This is a genomic window from uncultured Roseibium sp. (genome assembly GCF_947494555.1).
Lineage (GTDB): Bacteria > Pseudomonadota > Alphaproteobacteria > Rhizobiales > Stappiaceae > Roseibium.
In genome coordinates, this window is record NZ_CANLVF010000002.1 from 787,384 (window position 1) to 807,781 (window position 20,398).

Annotated in this window: 21 protein-coding genes; 3 read left to right on the plus strand and 18 right to left on the minus strand. The window is 56.5% G+C overall.

Going from position 1 to position 20,398, the window contains the following annotated elements; all coding sequences use genetic code 11:
- Positions 1–126: 126 nt before the first annotated feature.
- Positions 127–699: a DUF177 domain-containing protein gene (locus tag Q0915_RS12095; protein WP_299471739.1), complete on the minus strand. Its 573-nt coding sequence runs from the start codon at positions 697–699 to the stop codon at positions 127–129.
- A gap of 31 nt (positions 700–730) precedes the next feature.
- Positions 731–1,279: a ubiquinol-cytochrome C chaperone family protein gene (locus Q0915_RS12100; RefSeq protein WP_299471741.1), complete on the minus strand. Its 549-nt coding sequence runs from the start codon at positions 1,277–1,279 to the stop codon at positions 731–733.
- Between the two features lie 114 nt (positions 1,280–1,393).
- Here Q0915_RS12100 and bamE point away from each other — a divergent pair, with 114 nt between their 5' ends.
- From bamE to Q0915_RS12115, 3 genes are all read left to right on the plus strand, one after another.
- The gene (bamE, locus tag Q0915_RS12105) at positions 1,394–1,831 is read left to right on the plus strand and encodes an outer membrane protein assembly factor BamE (protein ID WP_299471743.1); all 438 of its coding nucleotides are present in this window, start codon (positions 1,394–1,396) and stop codon (positions 1,829–1,831) included.
- A gap of 407 nt (positions 1,832–2,238) precedes the next feature.
- Positions 2,239–3,183: a UDP-glucuronic acid decarboxylase family protein gene (locus tag Q0915_RS12110; protein WP_299471745.1), complete on the plus strand. Its 945-nt coding sequence runs from the start codon at positions 2,239–2,241 to the stop codon at positions 3,181–3,183.
- 3 nt (positions 3,184–3,186) lie between these two features.
- Positions 3,187–4,164, plus strand: coding sequence for a glycosyltransferase (locus tag Q0915_RS12115; protein ID WP_299471747.1), 978 nt, complete (start codon positions 3,187–3,189; stop codon positions 4,162–4,164).
- Positions 4,165–4,308: 144 nt separating this feature from the next.
- On the opposite strand, the gene Q0915_RS12120 is transcribed toward Q0915_RS12115, so the two are convergent.
- The 16 genes from Q0915_RS12120 to Q0915_RS12195 all read right to left on the minus strand — a co-directional run bounded on the left by Q0915_RS12120 (position 4,309) and on the right by Q0915_RS12195 (position 20,274).
- A complete protein-coding gene (locus Q0915_RS12120; RefSeq protein ID WP_299471749.1) occupies positions 4,309–6,447 on the minus strand; it encodes a sodium-translocating pyrophosphatase in 2,139 nt (712 codons plus the stop codon).
- A gap of 216 nt (positions 6,448–6,663) precedes the next feature.
- Positions 6,664–7,887: an MFS transporter gene (locus Q0915_RS12125; protein WP_299471751.1), complete on the minus strand. Its 1,224-nt coding sequence runs from the start codon at positions 7,885–7,887 to the stop codon at positions 6,664–6,666.
- Between the two features lie 117 nt (positions 7,888–8,004).
- Positions 8,005–9,003: a thiamine-phosphate kinase gene (thiL, locus tag Q0915_RS12130; protein ID WP_299471753.1), complete on the minus strand. Its 999-nt coding sequence runs from the start codon at positions 9,001–9,003 to the stop codon at positions 8,005–8,007.
- A gap of 2 nt (positions 9,004–9,005) precedes the next feature.
- Positions 9,006–9,524, minus strand: coding sequence for a transcription antitermination factor NusB (nusB, locus tag Q0915_RS12135; protein WP_299471755.1), 519 nt, complete (start codon positions 9,522–9,524; stop codon positions 9,006–9,008).
- 5 nt (positions 9,525–9,529) lie between these two features.
- Entirely contained in the window at positions 9,530–9,979 is a 450-nt protein-coding gene (gene ribH, locus Q0915_RS12140) for a 6,7-dimethyl-8-ribityllumazine synthase (RefSeq protein WP_299471757.1), read from the minus strand.
- A 145-nt stretch (positions 9,980–10,124) separates the two neighbouring features.
- Positions 10,125–10,736 (minus strand): riboflavin synthase, encoded by a 612-nt coding sequence (locus Q0915_RS12145; RefSeq protein WP_299471759.1) that lies wholly within the window; start codon positions 10,734–10,736, stop codon positions 10,125–10,127.
- Between the two features lies 1 nt (position 10,737).
- Entirely contained in the window at positions 10,738–11,862 is a 1,125-nt protein-coding gene (gene ribD / locus Q0915_RS12150) for a bifunctional diaminohydroxyphosphoribosylaminopyrimidine deaminase/5-amino-6-(5-phosphoribosylamino)uracil reductase RibD (RefSeq protein WP_299471760.1), read from the minus strand.
- A gap of 19 nt (positions 11,863–11,881) precedes the next feature.
- Entirely contained in the window at positions 11,882–12,358 is a 477-nt protein-coding gene (nrdR, locus tag Q0915_RS12155; RefSeq protein ID WP_299471762.1) for a transcriptional regulator NrdR, read from the minus strand.
- 27 nt (positions 12,359–12,385) lie between these two features.
- Positions 12,386–13,687, minus strand: a complete 1,302-nt coding sequence (glyA, locus tag Q0915_RS12160) for a serine hydroxymethyltransferase (RefSeq protein ID WP_299472321.1) — start codon at positions 13,685–13,687, stop codon at positions 12,386–12,388.
- Between the two features lie 222 nt (positions 13,688–13,909).
- Positions 13,910–14,137, minus strand: coding sequence for a serine hydroxymethyltransferase (locus Q0915_RS12165; RefSeq protein ID WP_299471765.1), 228 nt, complete (start codon positions 14,135–14,137; stop codon positions 13,910–13,912).
- 98 nt (positions 14,138–14,235) lie between these two features.
- On the minus strand, positions 14,236–15,456 hold the full coding sequence (locus Q0915_RS12170; RefSeq protein WP_299471767.1) for a L,D-transpeptidase family protein: 1,221 nt from the start codon (positions 15,454–15,456) through the stop codon (positions 14,236–14,238).
- A gap of 455 nt (positions 15,457–15,911) precedes the next feature.
- Positions 15,912–16,427 carry a winged helix DNA-binding protein gene (locus tag Q0915_RS12175; protein WP_299471769.1) on the minus strand — a complete coding sequence of 172 codons (516 nt, stop codon included), beginning with the start codon at positions 16,425–16,427 and terminating at the stop codon, positions 15,912–15,914.
- A 194-nt stretch (positions 16,428–16,621) separates the two neighbouring features.
- On the minus strand, positions 16,622–17,611 hold the full coding sequence (gene mmsB, locus Q0915_RS12180) for a 3-hydroxyisobutyrate dehydrogenase (RefSeq protein WP_299471771.1): 990 nt from the start codon (positions 17,609–17,611) through the stop codon (positions 16,622–16,624).
- Entirely contained in the window at positions 17,608–18,027 is a 420-nt protein-coding gene (locus Q0915_RS12185; RefSeq protein ID WP_299471773.1) for a DUF6163 family protein, read from the minus strand. The genes mmsB and Q0915_RS12185 overlap by 4 nt, the downstream gene beginning before the upstream one ends.
- Positions 18,028–18,045: 18 nt before the next feature.
- Complete coding sequence (locus Q0915_RS12190; RefSeq protein ID WP_299471775.1) at positions 18,046–19,080, minus strand: enoyl-CoA hydratase/isomerase family protein; 1,035 nt, start codon at positions 19,078–19,080, stop codon at positions 18,046–18,048.
- Positions 19,081–19,134: 54 nt separating this feature from the next.
- Complete coding sequence (locus tag Q0915_RS12195; protein WP_299471777.1) at positions 19,135–20,274, minus strand: isobutyryl-CoA dehydrogenase; 1,140 nt, start codon at positions 20,272–20,274, stop codon at positions 19,135–19,137.
- Between the last annotated feature and the right edge of the window lie 124 nt (positions 20,275–20,398).

Sequence of the window (20,398 nt, forward strand, 5' to 3'; positions counted from 1 at the left end):
GGGCGCGAACATAAAGGTTTTGGTCGGAGTGACAACCGTTTTCATGGACTCATTCAGAACTGACGTTGAAAACTCGCGTGCAAGACAATCTTTGATCGCTTATCGGATCCAGAAGAAGCTTTAATGTCAGTCTTCCTTCCTGGTCTTTAAACCCTCCAGGGCCGCAAAAGGGGACGGTTTTTTTTCGGCTTCTTCTTCGACCGCGGAGTTTTCTTCACCACTGCCCTCAAATTCAACACCTGGCCTTCTCGGAAACGGATCGAGCGACAGGGCAAGTTCTTCACAAATCAGGGCACCAAGGTCGAGGACACCATCTACCAAGACATCTGGTGGATCCAGTGATTCCAGATCGATTTCAATTTCCCCGTCTTCGTTCAGATCCCTGATCCTTGCCGGCCGGCTCGATACCGGCTCGAACGTCCTGTCCACCTCAAGCAACAAACTGCTTTCAAACGGTTCGAGCGACACAACACAGGTCTGTACGATCGCAGCGCTGATGGTTCCGACGACACGAACGCCCTCCTTGCGGTAGGGTTTGAGCGTAAACCGCGCCTTAAATCCTTTAATTTCCAACAGATCATATGCCTCAGCAATTTCCTGCTGCTGCTTGCCGCCGGGTTCTACGACGATGGTCTCGTCCTTGTCGACAACCCGGTTGGCTTTGACGGAGTGTGAATATGGAAACGCGCCCGTTGCCATGATCTTTCTTTCTTGTTTCTGTTTTGCTGCATTAAACAGCGATCGTCGCAAAGGCCTCAGCTTCGGGCCAAGTCAAGTCGCCGCTGATAAGATGTTCAGTCGATTGCTGCGACAGTTTTTCTGCTGCCGACATCATGTAGAGAGCGAGCCGTTTTTGTGCGACCTGCTCCGGAGCATCGGGGAAAAGATTGCGGCCGATTGCTTCCGCCAACTCGTCAGCGTCATTGCCGTCGATCGCGCGGATGTAAACATCAGCGCGGCCGTAGAAGGCTTCTCCCATCACCTTGACCTTTTTGGGCACGCGCGTGTCGCTGACACCCATCTCCCGCAATGATGCATCCATGTCCTGAAAAAAGAGGTCGAAAACGCCCTGCGTGAACTCAGATACTTTCGCACCCTCGCCGCGCATGCGGCGAAAATAAAGCACGGCGTGCAGAACGATTAGATCGAATCTGCCATCAATCGTGTCTGGAACAAGAAAGTCTGTGTAAAATACAGGCTGCCGCGCTTGAGCCACGATTTCACAATAGACCTTGTGCTCGGCGTTACGCGACCGGCGGCGGAACAGGCCGAAAACCATGACCGTCTCCATTTGACTCAGGTGTTGCCTTGTGCCCTATCCCACGATAGTGAATTTGCCAAGCAACGAAATTCAAAAGCAGCCAGATTGATCTGGCGAAACGGGACTTCTTAGATGAACTTCAAGGCGAGCGCCCTGATCCTTCCGCTTCTGGCCACGCTACCACTCGGCGGCTGTTTCACATCGACATATACACATGGCCATGTCGTGACCACATCCATGCTGAACCAGGTGCAGATCGGATCCAGTCGCGAACAGGTGGAACTCGTTCTCGGGTCGCCGTCGACAACCTCAAGCCTGAGTGGCGACGCCTACTATTACATATCACAAAAAACGGCGACCACAGCGTTCCTCGCCCCCGACATCGTCGAACAGAGGGTGGTCGCAATCTACTTTGACGAAGACGGTTTCGTGAAAGATCTCGGCAACTATACCCTTGAAGACGGTAAGGTCGTTGACATCGTCACCCGCAAAACCCGTACAGGCGGCGCGGACTATGGCTTCCTGACCCAAATCCTGAGAGGAGCCACGAACCCTGGTATTGGGCTGTAACTTCTCGAAAGCACCGCCTCGTATGAAATGACGGTCTTCGAACTGCTGTTCCTGCGAACGGTGCGCCGTCGAACTCATGTTTTCGGACGCACACGCCGTAGGACAGGGAACCTGCGCGGCCTTGCAAACTCATTTGCACTGTCTTGCCCATAGGAAAGCCTGACCGTCCTGATTGCGCGATCTGTCGAGTCTCGTTTGCTGCTACAAGAGTAAAGAAGCAGAACTTGTCGAAGGCACCGCTTATGGAGTACACGGCTTCTGATACGGGCCTGAACGAGCGGCCGGAAAACGCATTGGGGACACGATTTTCTCAATCCGCAGGATGACGCGACTTATTGTGCCATCTGAGTCAGGAGTAGAAAAATGTCCCACAAAAATGGCGCAATGTGCCGGGGGGCAGCGGATAAATGAAAGTCGCCAACAGGAAAAGAATTCTCGTCACGGGCGGTGCCGGTTTCCTGGGGTCCCATCTGTGCGAACGCCTTCTCAGCGAAGGTGTAGATGTCCTATGTATCGACAATCTCTACAGCGGGACCAAAGACAACATCTCACATCTCCTGTCGAACCCGCATTTCGAGTTTCAGCGACACGATGTGACATTTCCGATCTACCTCGAAGTCGACGAGATTTACAATCTCGCCTGCCCTGCATCTCCAGTTCATTACCAGCGCGATCCGGTGCAGACCACGAAGACCAGCGTTCACGGCTCCATCAACATGCTTGGTCTCGCCAAGCGCACGAAAGCCCGCATATTCCAGGCGTCGACCAGCGAAGTCTACGGCGATCCGGAAGTGCATCCACAAACGGAGGACTACTGGGGCCGGGTCAATCCCATCGGCGTCAGATCCTGCTACGACGAGGGCAAACGCTGCGCTGAGACCCTCTTTTTCGATTACAATCGCCAACACGGTCTGGAAATCAAGGTCGCCAGGATCTTCAATACCTACGGCCCGCGCATGCATCCCAACGACGGCAGAGTGGTCAGCAACTTTGTTGTGCAGGCGCTTCAGGGAAAAGACATCACGATCTATGGCGATGGGCTGCAAACGCGCAGTTTCTGCTACGTCGACGATCTCATCGAGGCATTCGTGAGGCTGATGTCATCGCCGAGCGACCTGACCGGTCCCGTGAACCTAGGGAATCCATCGGAGTTCACCATCCTTGAACTTGCCGAAACGGTGCTCGAACTCGTGGGTGGCTCGTCCAAACTCGTGTTCCGCCCACTCCCTCACGATGATCCGAAACAAAGGCGTCCGGATATCACTCTTGCGCAGGATCGGCTTGACTGGACACCGTCAATTCCACTCAAAGAGGGATTGAAGGAAACGATCGCCTATTTCCGGGATTATTAGAAAATGGTCTCTTCCGACCCCCGCCTTGTCATCGTCACACCGGTCTACGAAGACTTTGAGGCCAGCAGCCGCCTGTTCAAGGAGCTCCAAGCGGAATTCGGCGACGCCGTCTATATCGTTGCCGTGGACGATGGCTCCGTTCGGCAGCCCTTGGACACGTCCAGTCTTGATCTGGCAAATGCCCGCGGTGAAGTGCTGAAGTTGAGGCGAAATGTCGGCCATCAAAAGGCGATTGCCATCGGCCTTGGCTACGTCTCAGCGCAAATCCGCGACAACCAGATGGTTGTTGTGATGGATTCAGACGGCGAAGATCTCCCGTCCTCGATTCCGAAACTGTTGAGCGAGTTGCAAGACGACAACGTTGATGTGGTCGTGGCCCGCCGAAAAAGCAGGGTCGAAACGCTGCGCTTCAAAACGTTCTACAAGATTTACAAACGTCTGTTTCGGATCATTACCGGCAGAACGATCAGCTTCGGCAACTTCATGGGTATGAAACCGGCCGGGGTGAGACGCCTCGCCGCGATGCCTGAATTATCAATCCATGTCGCTTCAGCTGTCCTTGCTTCGAAACTTCGCATCACAACCTGCCCTCTCGACCGTGGTCCGCGCTACGCCGGACAGTCGAAGATGAATTTCGTCGGCCTGGCATTGCACGGTTTCAAGGGAATGATGGTGTTTGCCGAGGACGTTCTCGTGCGTGTTGGGATCGCATCAGCGATCGTTGCGGCATTATCGGTCGTATTCGGCACAATAGCGGTCGTTTTGAAAACCATCGGCTATTCCACCCCCGGGTGGGCGTCCGTGGTGTTGGGAATATTCATCCTCATGTTCCTGCAGACCGGTGTGCTGGCGCTCATGACGCTCATGTTGACCGGCGTGGTCAGAAGCGGAACTGTTACGTCCGAACTGGACTACCAGGATTTTATTGGCCAGATTCTGTTCAGCAAGCGGGCAGAAACACTGGCCAACGCCCCACTATAACGGCAACCAGCAAGCGATTATCCGATCGCCGGCGACCGTTTATGCATCGTTCACCCAAAGGGCCCCGACAACAAAGCCTGAAAAAATGCGGCGAGCCTTTTTTGAGGCTCGCCGCGTTTCGTAAAGATCGACCGGTAAAGCCAGTCAGTGCGCCAGGATCGCCAGCAGCAGCAGGGCCATGATGTTGGTGATCTTGATCATCGGGTTCACGGCAGGACCTGCCGTATCCTTGTACGGATCGCCGACTGTGTCGCCTGTGACCGACGCCTTGTGCGCCTCACTGCCTTTTTGATGCGTTACACCGTCCTTGTCGGTGAAGCCGTCTTCGAAGGACTTCTTGGCGTTGTCCCAGGCACCGCCGCCTGCCGTCATCGAGATGGCCACGAACAGACCGGTCACGATCACGCCGAGCAGCATTGCCCCGAGCGCCGCAAAGGCATCAGCCGGCGTTGCCACTGCGCGAACGACAAAGAAGACGACAAGGGGCGACAGCACCGGCAGTAGCGATGGAATGATCATTTCCCGGATCGCAGCCTTGGTCAGCATGTCCACCGCGCGGCCATAGTCGGGACGCTCGGTGCCTTCCATGATGCCCGGCTTTTCCTTGAATTGACGGCGCACTTCTTCGACAACCGCGCCGGCTGCCCGGCCGACAGCCGTCATGGAGATTCCACCGAACAGATAAGGCAGAAGACCGCCGAACAGCAATCCGGCCACGACATAGGGATTGGACAGCGTGAACAATGTGTCCACGTCGATCCCCGCGAAGATCGAGCCTTCTTCAGCGGTGCTGGAGAAGTATTTCAGATCCTCGGTATAGGCGGCGAACAGCACGAGCGCACCAAGACCTGCCGAGCCGATGGCATAACCTTTGGTAACGGCCTTGGTTGTGTTGCCGACTGCGTCGAGCGCATCGGTGGTGGTACGGACCTCGGCTGGAAGATCAGCCATTTCCGCAATACCACCGGCATTGTCCGTGACCGGTCCGAAAGCATCGAGCGCGACAACCATGCCGGCAAGCGCGAGCATCGTGGTCACCGCGATTGCGATGCCAAAGAGGCCGGCAAAGCTGTAGGTGACCAGAATACCGGCAATGATGATGATCGCCGGAAGGGCGGTCGCCTCAAGCGAAACCGCAAGACCCTGGATGACGTTCGTACCATGCCCGGTTACGGACGCCTGGGCGATGGACTTCACCGGACGATACTCCGTGCCGGTGTAGTATTCGGTCACCCAGATGATAAGGCCTGTCACCAACAGGCCGACAACGCCGCACACAAACAGGTCAAAGCCGGTGAAGGTGGTGCCCCCTGACGTTGTGTATTCCGTGCTGCCTCCGAGCCAGCCGAACACGATCACGGCGAGAGCAACCGCCGAGAGCACAGAAGTCGCGATAAAGCCCTTGTAGAGCGCCCCCATAATGGAGTTGTTCTCACCAAGCTTGACGAAGAACGTGCCGATAATGGAAGTGACCACACAGCTTGCGCCGATCAGCATCGGCAAAAGCATCAGTTCCAACGCCTGAGCGCCGGTGAAGAAGATCGATGCAAGAACCATGGTCGCAACGACGGTCACCGCGTAGGTCTCGAACAGATCGGCAGCCATACCGGCACAGTCGCCGACATTGTCGCCAACGTTGTCGGCAATTGTCGCCGGATTGCGCGGGTCGTCCTCCGGAATTCCCGCTTCAACCTTGCCCACGAGATCGCCGCCGACATCGGCACCCTTGGTGAAGATGCCACCGCCCAAACGCGCGAAGATGGAAATGAGCGACGCGCCGAAGCCCAATGACACCAAGGCGTCGATAACGGTCCGGTCTGTTGCTTCGTAACCCATCATTCCGGTGAGAATGGCGTAGTAGACCGCAACGCCGAGCAGCGCGAGGCCGGCAACCAAAAGGCCGGTGACGGCACCGGCCTTGAATGCAATCTCCAGTCCGGCCCCCAGACTTTGGCTTGCGGCCTGCGCTGTGCGCACATTTGCGCGCACGGAGACCATCATGCCGATGTATCCGGCAGCCCCTGAGAGAATTGCTCCGATCGCGAATCCAATTGCGGCAGGTCCGGATAGCAGGATCCAGACAAGTACGAACACAACGGCACCAACGATGGCAATGGTCGTATACTGCCTATTGAGATAGGCACTGGCCCCTTCCTGAATCGCTCCCGCGATTTCCTGCATGCGGGCGTTGCCCGCATCCGCCGCCATGACGGATTGGATTGCCCAGGCGCCATATGCGATGGACAAGAGGCCACAAACAACGATGATGACAAGTTCGATCATACTTCCTCCCAGAGCTGCGGCGGGCTTCTTTATGTCGTTTTGGCCGCCAGACTGCACCCCACGCAATTTCCTCAGCGTGAGGAGAGCACACGATAGCAACAAAGCGCGGCGCTTCGTCAAGCTCTCACATCGTTTAATTTCACTCTTCCGTTGCGGTATCATTTGGTGCAGCGCGGCATTTTTGCTGCGCTCACGAAATGAAATTCGAAAGAGACTTTAAGCGGTTGTAACTGCTTTTCTTTCAGCGAAGGTGAGCCAAAGTAGCAATCCGATGCACAGGACGACAAAAGGAAAGACAAGGATGTTCACCGTTCCCCAGCCAAACGCATTCAAAAGTGCACCGGAGGAAAACGAAGCGGCGGCAACGAAACCGAAGACCAGAAAATCATTGACTGCCTGAACCAGATTGCGCTCCTCCGGGCGGTAGGTGTCCGTCAGCATGGCCGTTGCGCCAATGAAGCCGAAGTTCCAGCCAAGCCCGAGAAGAACCAGCGCCGTCCAGAAATGGGCAAGCTCGATCCCCATCAGAGCCACGATGGAGCAGCCCGCCAAGAGCACCAGGCCGATCGACACGATCCGTTCCTTGCCGTAGCGGGCAATCAGACTGCCAGTGAAGAAACTCGGCCCGAACATGGCCAGAACGTGCCACTGAATACCCAGTGCGGCATCTGTTTCCGATAGACCGCAGGCTATCATCGCGAGCGGTGTTGCCGTCATGACGAGACTCATCAACGCGTAGGAGCAGATGCCGCATGCGGCGGACACAATAAAGCGCGGCTGCGACATGATCGTCAGCAGAGGCCGTCCACCGGATTGCGATTTCGTCTGGCGCGGTGGCTTCGGTATTTGAATGAAAATAAGCAGGAACAGTGCAATGAGCGCGAGCCCTGCCTGTGCCAGATAGGTTCCGGCAAAGAGGATAGGCGCGAACATGTCTTTCGTTGCGATAACCGTTTGCGGCCCGACAATGCCAGCCAGCACACCGCCTGCCAGAACCCAGGAGATAGCCTTGGGCTTGAACGCGTCACTGGCCGTATCGGCTGCTGCAAACCGGTATTGCTGAACGAAGGCGCCAGCAAATCCACCCATGCAGCACGCAAGCGAAAACAGTGCAAAACTGTCCCGAAATACCGCAAACGAGGCAAGCAACCCCGAAATCACTCCAAGAAGCGAGGCCCCGGTGAAGCCCGCCCTGCGCCCGAAACGACGCATGATAATGCCTGCAGGGATCGTTCCGAATGCCGTACCGAGGACCATCGTGGAAACCGGCAGCGTTGCAAGAGACTTGTCTTCCTCCAGCATCATATAGCCAACAAGCGGTCCGGTCGCGATTACAATCGATGCCGAAGCACCCCCAAGCGCTTGGGCAAGCGCCAGCAAAACGGCGTTGCGCTTTGCCAAGCGATCATCAACAGCTGTGTCCGGCATTGCGGTCTTCATTGGTCAGGTCTCGGGATTCGCCACGACGGCGTATTAGGGAAGTTCCTCACCGGTAGCATGACCGGGAGCATTCGTAAAACATCTGCTTTTCGCGAACCGGACAGCCGGTGCTGGCTCTTAGAAGTGGCGAAAGCCGCTATCCCGCTGGAGAGCGACGGGACGTCCATTCTCTTTTACTCTGACCTTACCGGCTTCTTCGCTCATCCGGCCGATTTCGGTAACCGGGCATCCGGCGCGTTCCGCCTGTCGGCTGAATTGCGCCGCCTTTTCGGCAGGAACCGCCGCGAGGATCTCGTAGTCGTCGCCACCGTTCAAAAACCGTACAAAGTCTTCGGGTGCCTTCGTATGAAGGTGCCTTAAAGCTGTGGAAACAGGGACCTTCGAAAGATCAATTTCAACACCAACTTGAGAGGCCTTGGCCAGGTGGCCGCAATCGGCGAAAAGTCCATCGGACACGTCCATGGCCGCCGAGGCATGGTCGACGAGCAGCGGCGCCAGAGTTGTGCGCGGCCGGGGCAGCAGATACCGGTCCAAAATATGGCTTTCGTCGACCCTGGCCAACGACACTCGTTCGCAGAATGCGGGATCAATCCTTGCATTCAGACCGGCAGCAGCGTCTCCGATCGTGCCCGATACGAACAAGACATCACCAGAACGCGCACCCGACCTGCGAACAGCTTTGCCCGGTTCCACCTGTCCTATCGCCGTGATGGAGACTTGCAGCCCGTTGTTGGAGCGGATCGTGTCGCCGCCAAGCAACCGGATATCATAGGCGGATTGATCCGCCGACAAACCCGCACAGAAGCGTTCCAGCCAACGCTCGGTCCAATCCGATGCCAAAGCAAGGCCCAGGAGATAGCCACGCGGCTTGGCACCTTTTGCCGCCAAGTCAGACAGGTTCACTCTAAGTGCCTTGGCTGCAATCGCTTCGGGTGCATCGTCAGCAAAAAAGTGAACGTTTGAGGCAAGAACATCTTTTGTCAGAACCAGATCGAGACCTGGTTCCGGTTTTAACACGGCTGCATCGTCCGTCAGACCGAGACTGCCAGGGTCGTTCGCAAGAGGCGCGAAATACGCCCTGATAAGCTCAAACTCTCCAGGCCGGTCTTGAGCCATTTTCAGGAAGCGCCGCCTGCCTTGCCAGCGTCGAACTCGTCGTCACGCAGCTCGTGCGCAAGTCTATCGAGAACTCCATTTACCAGGCCGGGTTCATCGTCTTCGAAAAATGCTTTGGCAACGTCAATATATTCCGAGATGATGACCTTGGCCGGCACATCCTTGCGCCGCAAGAGTTCGAAAGCACCCGAACGCAGAATCGCGCGCAGCAGACTGTCGATCCGCTTCAACGGCCAGTCTTCCACCAGTGCCGTGTGAATGAACGGATCCAGAAATTTCTGGTCTTCCACGACACCGGCCAAAATCTGCTTGAACCACTGTTCATCCGCGTCACGGTACTGCGCGCCATCAATTTCCTTGCCCAGCCTGAACGCGGTGAACTCGCTCACCACGCTTGTCAGCGGTGCACCACCGACGTCCATCTGGTAAAGCGCTTGCACAGCGGCCAGCCGCGCAACGCCACGCTTGTTGGCAGGGCGTACAGATTTAGCCTGTTTTTCCGGGTCGGCCTTTCCGGTCATATTGCTTATACTCCGAGCCGTTCGCGCAGCGCGATCATGTCGAGTGCCGCTCTTGCTGCCGCACCGCCCTTATTCTTGTCGCCGACCTTAGCGCGTGCCCAGGCCTGTTCATCATTTTCGACTGTAAGGATACCGTTTCCAACGGCCAGGTCCGCATCCACGATCAGATCCATGATCACACGGTTCGACTCATTCGCAACGATATCGTAGTGCGTTGTTTCACCGCGGATCACGACACCAAGAAGCACGAATCCATCATAGAGGACACCGTCGTTTTCCATTGCGGTCATGGCCATGGACAGAGCTGCCGGAATCTCCAGAACTCCGGGCACCGCAATCCGCTCGTAGGTGGCCCCCGCCGCTTCAATTTCCTTTACCGCGCCTTCCGCCAGCGCATCGGCCAGATCGTCGTAAAAACGGGCTTCGATGATCAGCAGTTTCGATGCATCGCTCATGGGTTTTCATCCTGTAAGAGGCGGCGACAGGAACCACGTCTGTCCCGGTTTGTCCAGTGTCATTCATACAAGGCAGTCAGAACCGTACCGCATCCCTGCAGTCAGACCCTAGCTTCGCCAGGTTCTTGAAGTATTGCCCCGTCCCCTACCCGGTCTTTGGGAATTCCGCAAGCCGCGCGGCATAACGTGCCATCATATCCACCTCGAGATTAATCCCGTCCCCGACGTTCCGTTCCGACCACGTGGTCACCTCCAGCGTGTGCGGGATCAAGAAGACGGAAAAGAACATTCCGTCGACTTCATTTATCGTCAACGAGGTGCCGTCCAGGGCGATCGATCCCTTTTTGGCAATGAAGGGTGCCGCTTCCCGCGGCGCTTCGAACTGGAAAAACACCGAGTCGGGATGATCTTCCCGCTTGACCACGTTCGCAATTCCATCGACATGGCCGAGCACCAGATGACCGCCCAACTCAGCTCCCATGGTCAAGGACCGTTCCAGATTGATTTTTTGTCCCGCACGCCACTCCGAGACCGTCGTCAATGCGAGTGTTTCAGCAGCGGATTCGACCGCAAACCAGTTTCCCCCGGCAGCGTTCGCCTTCTGCGTCACCGTGTGGCACACGCCTGTGCACGAGATGGATGCGCCGATGTCGAACGTATCCGTGTCGTAGGTCGTACGTATCCGTGTCCGCTTTCCCGCCGGGATATCTTCAATTGCGAGGATCTCGCCAAGGTCGGTCACAATGCCGGTAAACATGTCAGGCTCCACGGCGTCTGAGGTAGATGAAACTGTCGGCATCGAATTTGCCGGCGTCGATCCGCTCGAATCTGGGGTCGCGGTAAACATCTGCAAGAGCCAAATCGTGCAGGGCCGGTATGCCGTCCTCACCGATTTCCAGATCTCCCGTGACAACACAGAGATCGTCGACCAGGTCCGACTCCAGAAAAGAAGAGGCCATGCGCGCCCCGCCTTCGACCATGACCCTGGTTATGCCTCTTGTGGCCAGCGCGCTCAAGATAACGCCCGGTTCGATCGCGCAATCCCCGGCCGGTACCCTGATGACATTTACTCCGGCAGCGGTAAGAAGCTCGATCTTTTCAACATCGGCGTCGTTTCCGCAAACCAGCCAGACAGGTACGTCCACACAGGTTCGAACGAGTTTCGATTCCAGCGGCAAGCGGGCGCAGCGGTCCACGATAACCCGCACCGGCGAGCGCTCGGCCAGACCCGGCAAGCGGCATGTCAGTTGCGGGTCATCCGCCAGAGCCGTTCCTGAACCGACGAGGATCGCATCGTATTCGGCACGGAAGCCGTGTACCTTGCGCATCGACAAAGGACCGGAAATCTTGACCTGCCCCTCCCCGGCCCGCCCAATATATCCATCTCGGGAAACCGCCAGTTTCAGAAAAACATGCGGCCGCTGTTTGAGCTGACGCAGCATAAATCCATCATAGAGAGCCTTGATCTCGCGCGCTCTGACACCGACTTCAACAGCGACCCCGGCATCGCGCAGCATCTGCGCTCCTCGTCCGGCAACGCGCGGATTCGGGTCCAGAATGCCGATCACAACACGCGTAACGCCCGCTTCAATAAGCGCCAGCGAACAAGGAGGCGTTCGTCCGTAGTGGGAGCAGGGTTCGAGCGTCACGTAACACGTCGCCCCGCTGGCCAGATCGCCGGCGTGGCGCAAGGCGTTTACTTCCGCATGTGCCATGCCGGGCCGAGAGGTAACACCTCGTCCGACCAGAACAGGTCCCGCCTCTCCATCTCTGACAATGAGCGCGGCAACTGCCGGATTCGGCCAAACCCGCCCGAGCCCACGGCGGGCCAGACGTTCCGCGGCCGCCATGAAACGCGTATCAACTGAACTAACTGAAGACATGAAATCTATTTCGCAAAGATCATTGGTCTTTTAGAGGCGCGCTTTCAGAATCGCTCAGTTCGTCCAGAAGCGCTTCAAAATCCTTGGCCTCGCGGAAATTCTTGTAAACGGAAGCAAATCGTACATATGCGACGTCATCGATGCCTTTCAGCCCTTCCATGACGTGGTTGCCGATCGTCTCAGCGGTAATTTCGCTTTCGCCCGAGCTTTCGAGCTGCCGAACGATGCCACTGACCATGCGTTCGATACGGTCCGGATCCACGGGCCGCTTGCGTACGGCAATCTGGACCGACCGCATGAGCTTTTCCCGATCGAACGGCACGCGGCGCCCCGACCGTTTCAGAACCATCAGTTCACGAAGTTGCACCCGTTCGAATGTCGTGAAGCGGCCGCCGCAGGTGTTGCAAATCCTGCGCCGGCGTATCGCGGTGTTGTCCTCAGTCGGCCGGGAATCCTTTACCTGGGTTTCCTCGCCGCCGCAGAATGGACATCTCATGTCTATAGCTCCTGAACGAGCCCGTTATTACCCACCGTAAATCGGGAACCGGGCTGTCAGTGCTTCTACCTTGGCTTTGACGGCTGCTTCAACCGCTGCATTGCCCTCTTCACTGTTTGCGGCCTTCAAACCGTCCAACACTTCCGTGATCAGTGCGGCAACTTCGCGGAACTCGGCGACGCCAAAACCACGCGTGGTCGCTGCAGGTGTGCCGAGGCGAATGCCAGACGTCACAAACGGCTTTTCAGGGTCAAACGGAATGCCGTTCTTGTTGCAGGTAATGTTGGCGCGGCCCAAGGCCTTCTCGGCGACCTTGCCGGTCGCGTTTTTCGGACGCAAATCCACCAGCATCAGATGATTGTCCGTGCCGTCGGACACGATATCCAGGCCGTGTTCCTTCAACGCACCTGACAGAGCCTTGGCATTTTCGGCAACAGCGCGGGCATAGGCCTTGAATTCAGGTTGCAGGGCTTCCTTGAAGGCAACCGCCTTGGCAGCGATCACATGCATGAGCGGACCACCCTGGAGGCCGGGGAAAACCGCGGAGTTGATCTTCTTGGCGATTGCCTCGTCATTCGACAGGATCAAACCGCCGCGCGGTCCGCGCAAGGACTTGTGCGTTGTGCTTGTGACGACATGCGCATGCGGAACCGGCGAAGGATGCACACCACCGGCAACAAGACCTGCAATGTGCGCCATGTCGACCATCAGATATGCGCCGATGCTATCGGCAATTTCGCGGAACTTCTTCCAGTCCCAGATACGCGAATAAGCCGTTCCGCCAGCCAGGATCAGCTTCGGCTTATGCTCCTGGGCAAGCCGCTCGACCTCGGCCATATCAAGCAGATGATCGTCCTCACGCACACCGTAAGAGACCACATTGAACCATTTGCCGGACATGTTGACCGGAGAACCGTGGGTCAGATGACCGCCAGAGTTCAGGTCGAGACCCATGAATGTGTCGCCAGGCTGCAGCAGTGCCAGAAACACGGCCTGGTTCATCTGGCTTCCCGAATTTGGCTGAACGTTCGCAAACTGGCACCCGAACAGTTCCTTGGCCCGCTCTATCGCAAGCGTTTCGGCGATGTCCGCAAACTCGCAACCACCGTAGTAACGTTTGCCCGGGTACCCTTCCGCATATTTGTTTGTAAAAATCGATCCCTGCGCTTCGAGCACCGCGCGAGACACGATGTTTTCGGATGCGATCAGTTCGATTTCGTGCTGCTGGCGGCCGAGCTCCTGCTGTACGGTCCCGAAAATGTCAGCATCAACTTCGGCAAGACTGCTGGTAAAGAACCCGGAATGGGTCTGTCCGGAGCTTTCCATCAAAGACATCGCATTTTCCTTGTATTCGTATTCGAAGAGCCTGGTCGTGGCATTGCGTCCCACACAGATTGACTTGAACCTGCGGACCACTTGGCGCGAGGAATTAGCACAGCGTCCCATGAGAACCAAGGGGCATACCGACGCGGCCAGTTTGGAAAACGACGCCGGTGTCCTTCGGAAACCGCTAATACGGCGAATGAAACTCCTGCGAGCCTCGCCTGCCCGTCAATAAAGCGTCGGGTCGGACGCCTGATCGCCTGCTCCGGCAATCTGGCTTATGCGGCGTTTGAGCTTGCGAACCACAACGCGCTTCAGATCTTCCTCAGATACCGATGCCGGTCCGAAGGTGGAAACCTCTATTCCAGTCGCCGCGTCGATCGCGGTGACTTTCACCTGCTGACCGATCGGATGGAATTCCAAGTAGATCTCACCCGGCCGCGGGTTGCGACTCATCCGCATTCTCCCAACTGCTGATACCCTTAAAAGCCACGAAACGCCGGCCTTATCAAGACCGGCGTTTCAACTGGTATGCTCAAATGGCTGGCAGCAGCTTAGAGTCTGGCTTGCGTTTCGGTCGCAAAAACATCATCGCGGTTGTAGATGTCTTCGCGGAAATGAACGACGCCGTCCGAATTTGCCCAGGCTGTCACATAGGTCATGTAGAGCGGAATCGATTTCTTCAGCTTCACATCTTCACGCGTACCTGTGCGGATGACACCGTCAACGCGGCTTCTGTCCCAATCGGGCGTTGTCGACTGCAGCATCCAGGTCACAAGTTCACGAACGTTTTGTACACGGACGCACCCGGAAGAATGGAAGCGCTGACTTTCACCGAAAAGTGTTTTTGACGGCGTGTCGTGCAGATAAACCTGATGCTTGTTGTGGAAGTTGATACGAACCGACCCCAGGGAATTCTCGGCACCCGGGTCCTGGGTAAAGCGGTACTGGGTGGCTTCGTCCGTATTCCAGTCGATCTGCTGCCAGGCGAGCTCGTTTCCGCTCCAGTCGAAGATGCGGATATTGTTCTTGGAAAGGTACTCCGGATCCTCTTTCATCTTGGGGATCAGATCCTTGCGAATGATCGAAACCGGAACCGTCCAGTAAGGATTGAAATTCAGCTCATAGATCTTGCTGTTCAGGATCGGGGTCTGACGGTCGATTTTGCCGACAACAGCCGTGTGCCGGGAACGAACACGGCCATTTTCAACGGCCTCGATCTCCGCAGCCGGAATATTCACCATCACATAGCGATCACCCAGGAAACCGGACATGGACCGCATGCGCACAATGTTCGTTTCAAGCTGCCCCAGCCGCACGTGAGCCGGTACGTTCAAAGCCAGAACCGTGTCATTGCCCATGACCCCGTCCGGGATCAGACCGTGACGGAGCTGGAAACGGCGCAGCGCCGCCTCGACATAAGAATCGAACGCATCGGACAGGCCCGCCTGCTGCTCAAGATCGCCCGAGGCAATCAGACGACGGCGCAATTCGACGACGCGCGGGTCCTTGGCACCAATCCGAAGCGCTTTGCCTCCGCCGGTCACTGTTCCCCAGCCACCGGCTTGAACGATACGCTGATACCGGTCAATGGCGATCGCGATATGGTCGGCCGTCTCGGGCGACAGTGTCGGCGCCGAAGAATTGACTTCTGTGATGTTCTCAGTGGCGATATCGAAATTATCGGCCCACTCGACGTTCTGGCGGTTCTGCTGCAAGGACTGCAATGCAGTCTGCGCATTTGCCGGGGCACCGTTCGCAAGAAGCGCGCCCATGCTCAAAGTAACTGCGCCGAAAAATGTCTTACCTGCCGACCAAATCGGAAATCGTTTCTGTCCTGATCGACCAGCTTGAAGGTGCATCGCCAATTTCATCTGCCGCGCCTTATACAATCGGTTCACGTGCTCAACACCGCCGGACTTTTTTGTCGTAGCCCGGTCGGCGGTTCCAGTTTGAATTCATAATTGACGGGAGTTAACAAATCGCTTGATTTTTTAACCATGTCACCGTCTTAAGCGCCGCACAAAGCCACTCTTTTGTGACCACAAGATGTCAGGGAACATCTGAATTCATACAAATTCCGATGTTTTGAGACCTTTGCAAGCAAGCAACGCACCGTCGGATAGGTAAGACGCAATTGGAAATGGATAAAGGCAAATTTGCGTGATAAGCCGAAAAGAAAAGCACCGCCCAATGGACGGTGCTTTGTCATCTGGAATGTGCCGCTTTCTTAAAGACGGTAAAGGATCTGGTCAGTCCAGAACCGCTCGAGGCGGCGGAGCGACTTGTTGAGCGCAACAAAGTCTTCCGGGCCGATTTCACCGACCTGTTCCACGGACAGGATGTGACGCTCATAAAGATCGTTGACGATCGTTGCGACTTCCTGGCCCTTGTCGGTCAGGCTGACACGAACCGACCGGCGGTCCATGCGGGACCTCTGGTGGTGGATGTAGCCGGTTTCAACCAGTTTCTTAAGGTTATAGGACACGTTCGAGCCGAGATAGTAACCGCGTGTGCGCAGTTCGCCGGCGGTCAGTTCAGCATCGCCGATATTGAACAGAAGCAGAGCCTGCACACTGTTGACATCGGACCGGCCCATGCGATCGAACTCATCCTTGATGACGTCGAGAAGACGCCGATGCAGTCTTTCAACAAGAGTCAGGGCTTCCAGATAAAGTGGCTTGATTTCCACTTCTTCCGCTTCGCCCGGTGAAACAGCGTCGACTGCCCTACTTGCGGTGATCATGTGATTGCGCCTCTTATAGTACCTGTTGATGGACGGATATTTTCCCGCCTTGAGACGCAATCTAGCCGAGTGTTTCTAAAATCCGCTTAAGAGACACGCTGAATCCTTCGTTAACGTTTGAAGGCACTTTCAGCACCCCTATTCAGGTTTTGTTAACCGGCCACTCTCACCCAATCAGACCGGGCCGAACAGGCCTAGGTTCCGCGCAGGAATTTCACGATGCCGGAAAAGTCCGTGCCTTCACCGCCACTGTTGCAGAAAAGCGCGTAAAGCGCTGCCGCTTCTGCCCCCAAGGGTGTTGCCGCGCCTGAAGAATTGGCGGCTTCTTGCGCAAGTTTCAGGTCTTTGAGCATCATTTCTGCGGCAAATCCCGGCTGATAATCACGATTTGCGGGCGACGACGGCAGCGGTCCGGGCACAGGGCAATAGGACGTCAGAGACCAGCATTGCCCTGACGCCGTTGACGAAATGTCGAACAACTTCTGCGCGTCCAGTCCCAGTTTTTCGGCAAGCACAAAGGCCTCGCAGACACCGATCATGGAAATTCCGAGGATCATGTTGTTGCAGATTTTTGCCGCCTGACCGTTGCCCGCGCCACCTGCATGAACAATCGTCTTTCCCATAATGTCGAGAAATGGCTTGGCAGCAGCAAAACCCTCATCGCTTCCGCCAACCATGAAGGTCAGCGTGCCGGCGGTCGCCCCCCCGACCCCGCCGGAGACAGGTGCGTCGACCATTGCAAGGCCTTGTTCAGCCGCCGCTGCGCTGACGACACGCGCACTGTCGACGTCGATCGTAGAAGAATCGATCAGCAATGTTCCGGCTTTTGCGTTTTCAAGAATGCCGCCTTCACCCTGGTAGATCTGGCGCACATGCTTTCCGGCCGGCAGCATCGTGACGACGACTTCGGCGGCGGCGGCAAGCTCAGCCACACCGCCGGCCTTTTCGCCACCTGCATCGGCATGAGCCGACATTGCATCCCCAGAGAGATCAAATCCAATGACGCGGTGTCCGGCCTTGACAAGATTGGCAGCCATCGGGCCACCCATGTTTCCAAGGCCGATAAAGCCGATTGTGCTCGCCATGTTTTTTCTCCCAGGTGAATTTCGTGAATGTAAAGAGTCCCTTGGATGGCTCTTTTGATGATTTGATTCAGCGCGCGCAGATCCGCCGCGGAACCTCAACCGGTTGCTGTGCGGTTTTCCTTGTGCATGAGGTAAGCGAGTCCAGCATAGATCGCGACCGTCACCACATAGAAGGTGATTTCGTAGGGTCTGCGGCCATAGAGATCGCTGAAGGCCGTGTGCATCACGATCTGGCATCCGCACCGGAAGACCCACATCACCGTGCCCCATGACACCGTGAGCCAGAGCCCGGTTGCCGCAACAAGATCCAGCACCGCAAAAAAGACGGTTGCTCCTTGCAGCGTGACCGGCATGTCCCAGAAAAAATTGCCGTGCCACTCGACGACGCCGATGATGCGGGCCCAATAGATAACGCCACCGCCAATCAGGATGATGGCGATACAGCGCAGATAAAGAATGAGGATCGTGCTCCAGGGTGGGCGGGCGTCGATGAGGTCCTGAAAGCTGGTGATCATGGCCGGTCCGGTCGCGGGTTAAAGAGGAAGGTCTCCGTCAGACGGTTCCTCGAAATACGATGCCAAATTGGCGCTGTCCACTTGTCCGAGTTGCGTAGGCGTCCATTTTGGCGCCTGGTCCTTGTCGATAACGACCGCGCGAATGCCTTCAAAGAAATCGACGCCATGCAGGAGACGCGATACGATCCTGTATTCGAGTTTCATGCACTCGTTGAAGGAAAGATGCGCTCCGCGACGCATCTGTTCAAAGGTTATCAGGATGCTTGTTGGGGATTTTGTGCGGATTGCTGTCGAGGCCTTCCGGCCAAAATCCGTATCAGAGCGTTGCAGCCGCTCAAGCACTTCACCGACAGAACCAGCCGAAAATGCCTCTTCGATGATGGTTTCGTTTTCTTTCACCGGGCCCGGTTCAGGAACAACGAGAAAAGCCTCAAGTGCCGCATCAATGTCTTCGGCTGTCTCCAACGCACGCTCCAGTTCAGTCAAACTGGATTGCGCGACAGCGTGGGTCAGGACGCCCGTTGCGAGCGCATCACCCTGTTTGAGCCTGCTCGCCGCCAGGGCACAATAAACCCCCGTCTTTTTTGGCATGCGCGGCAGGAAATAGGTGCCTCCGACATCAGGAAAGAATCCGATCCCGGTTTCCGGCATGGAAAATAGGGTTTTTTCGGTTCCGATCCTGTGGCTGCCATGCACGGACACGCCGACACCGCCGCCCATGACGATGCCGTCGATCAAGGCGATATAGGGTTTCGGGTATGCCTTGATATAGGCATTCAAGGTGTATTCATCGCGGAAGAACTGCTTAAGTCCGTCCACCTCGCCTGCCTGTTTCGCGTCATAAATGCTGCGGATGTCCCCGCCTGCGCAAAAAGCCTTGTCCCCTGCTCCCTTTATGACGACACGGGCGACGGTGGGGTCGTCCGCCCAGCGCTTTAACTGTTCGGCTAGCGCGATAACCTTTGAATGTGTCAGCGCATTGAGCGTTTGCGGCCTGTTCAGCGTCACGAAGCCGGCCTTGCCACGAACTTCAAAAAGGATCTCGTCGCTCATCAGTGCGCTTTCTGGAAAGAGAGTCGTTTCAACGGTTAAACAGGCGGATTTCAATCAGTCTTTCAACAGATCGCGGGCGATGATCAAGCGCATGATCTCGTTGGTGCCTTCCAGGATCTGATGCACCCGGACATCGCGGAAATAGCGTTCAATGGGATAATCGCGCAAGTAGCCGTAGCCACCGTGCAGCTGCAGCGCCTCATTGACGACCTTGAACCCCGTGTCGGTTGCCAGTCGCTTTGCCATGGCCGCGAGACGCGTCGCCTCATGCGACTTGGCGTCAACAGCGACGGCCGCCTTGTGCAAAAGCAGGCGCGCAGCCTCAAGCTCCGTTGCCATATCGGCAAGGCGGAACTGAAGCGCCTGAAAGTCGGCGATCGGCCGTCCGAACTGTTTGCGCTCCTTCATGTAACCGAGCGCGAGGTCCAGACAGGCCTGCGCGGCTCCGAGCGAGCAGGCGCCAATGTTCAGCCGCCCGCCATCGAGAGCCGACATGGCTATCTTGAACCCCTCTCCTTCCTCTCCGATCAGGTTTGTCTTTGGTACGCGGCAATCCTGGAAATTCACCTGTGCCGTAGGTTGGCTTTTCCAACCGAGCTTAACCTCGTTGGCGCCGAAGCTGAGGCCCGGCGTGCCCTTTTCAACCAGAAGACAGGAAACGCCGGACGGCCCCTCGCCGCCTGTTCGCACCATCACCGCGTAGAGGTCGCTCACACCGCCACCGGAAATGAACGCCTTTGAGCCGTTGAGAACATAGTGGTCGCCATAATCTCTGGCGCTTGTCCGCAGGCTGGCCGCGTCAGAGCCGGAACCGGGCTCCGTCAGACAATAGCTCGTGAGGAGTTCCATGGAGCAAAGGCTCGGGAGAAATTTCCGGCGCAGATCGTCTGAAGCATATGTGTCGATGATCCACGCGACCATATTGTGGATCGAAAGATATGCGGCCGTTGATGTGCAGCCCTTGGACAGTTCTTCGAAGATCAATGCCGCGTCCAGGCGCGATAGTGCGGATCCGCCCACGTCTTCGGTCACATAGATGCCGCCGAAACCGAGTTCCGCCGCCTTGCGCAGCGTCGGCACCGGAAAGACACTGTCCTCATCCCACTGTTTGGCGTTGGGCGCGAGTTCGTCCCGGGAAAAACTTGCGGCCATGTCCTGAAAGGCGCGCTGATCTTCGTTCGGTGAAAAGTCCACGTGTGTCCTCCCTTCGCGCTGGCGCGACTGCTCCTGGAACGCCAGTTATCCTCCAAGCGTTGCGTGCGCACTAAAACACATTTGACGCGAACGTCAAACAATCTCTTTTTTGTTTTTATTTTCA

Bases quoted from the DNA above. Each gene is read 5' to 3' on its own strand.
- Q0915_RS12095 (WP_299471739.1), bottom strand. From the start codon at position 699: ATGGCAACGGGCGCGTTTCCATATTCACACTCCGTCAAAGCCAACCGG.
- Q0915_RS12100 (WP_299471741.1), bottom strand. From the start codon at position 1,279: ATGGTTTTCGGCCTGTTCCGCCGCCGGTCGCGTAACGCCGAGCACAAG.
- bamE (WP_299471743.1), top strand. From the start codon at position 1,394: ATGAACTTCAAGGCGAGCGCCCTGATCCTTCCGCTTCTGGCCACGCTA.
- Q0915_RS12110 (WP_299471745.1), top strand. From the start codon at position 2,239: ATGAAAGTCGCCAACAGGAAAAGAATTCTCGTCACGGGCGGTGCCGGT.
- Q0915_RS12115 (WP_299471747.1), top strand. From the start codon at position 3,187: ATGGTCTCTTCCGACCCCCGCCTTGTCATCGTCACACCGGTCTACGAA.
- Q0915_RS12120 (WP_299471749.1), bottom strand. From the start codon at position 6,447: ATGATCGAACTTGTCATCATCGTTGTTTGTGGCCTCTTGTCCATCGCA.
- Q0915_RS12125 (WP_299471751.1), bottom strand. From the start codon at position 7,887: ATGAAGACCGCAATGCCGGACACAGCTGTTGATGATCGCTTGGCAAAG.
- thiL (WP_299471753.1), bottom strand. From the start codon at position 9,003: ATGGCTCAAGACCGGCCTGGAGAGTTTGAGCTTATCAGGGCGTATTTC.
- nusB (WP_299471755.1), bottom strand. From the start codon at position 9,524: ATGACCGGAAAGGCCGACCCGGAAAAACAGGCTAAATCTGTACGCCCT.
- ribH (WP_299471757.1), bottom strand. From the start codon at position 9,979: ATGAGCGATGCATCGAAACTGCTGATCATCGAAGCCCGTTTTTACGAC.
- Q0915_RS12145 (WP_299471759.1), bottom strand. From the start codon at position 10,736: ATGTTTACCGGCATTGTGACCGACCTTGGCGAGATCCTCGCAATTGAA.
- ribD (WP_299471760.1), bottom strand. From the start codon at position 11,862: ATGTCTTCAGTTAGTTCAGTTGATACGCGTTTCATGGCGGCCGCGGAA.
- nrdR (WP_299471762.1), bottom strand. From the start codon at position 12,358: ATGAGATGTCCATTCTGCGGCGGCGAGGAAACCCAGGTAAAGGATTCC.
- Q0915_RS12165 (WP_299471765.1), bottom strand. From the start codon at position 14,137: ATGAGTCGCAACCCGCGGCCGGGTGAGATCTACTTGGAATTCCATCCG.
- Q0915_RS12170 (WP_299471767.1), bottom strand. From the start codon at position 15,456: ATGGGCGCGCTTCTTGCGAACGGTGCCCCGGCAAATGCGCAGACTGCA.
- Q0915_RS12175 (WP_299471769.1), bottom strand. From the start codon at position 16,427: ATGATCACCGCAAGTAGGGCAGTCGACGCTGTTTCACCGGGCGAAGCG.
- Q0915_RS12185 (WP_299471773.1), bottom strand. From the start codon at position 18,027: ATGATCACCAGCTTTCAGGACCTCATCGACGCCCGCCCACCCTGGAGC.
- Q0915_RS12190 (WP_299471775.1), bottom strand. From the start codon at position 19,080: ATGAGCGACGAGATCCTTTTTGAAGTTCGTGGCAAGGCCGGCTTCGTG.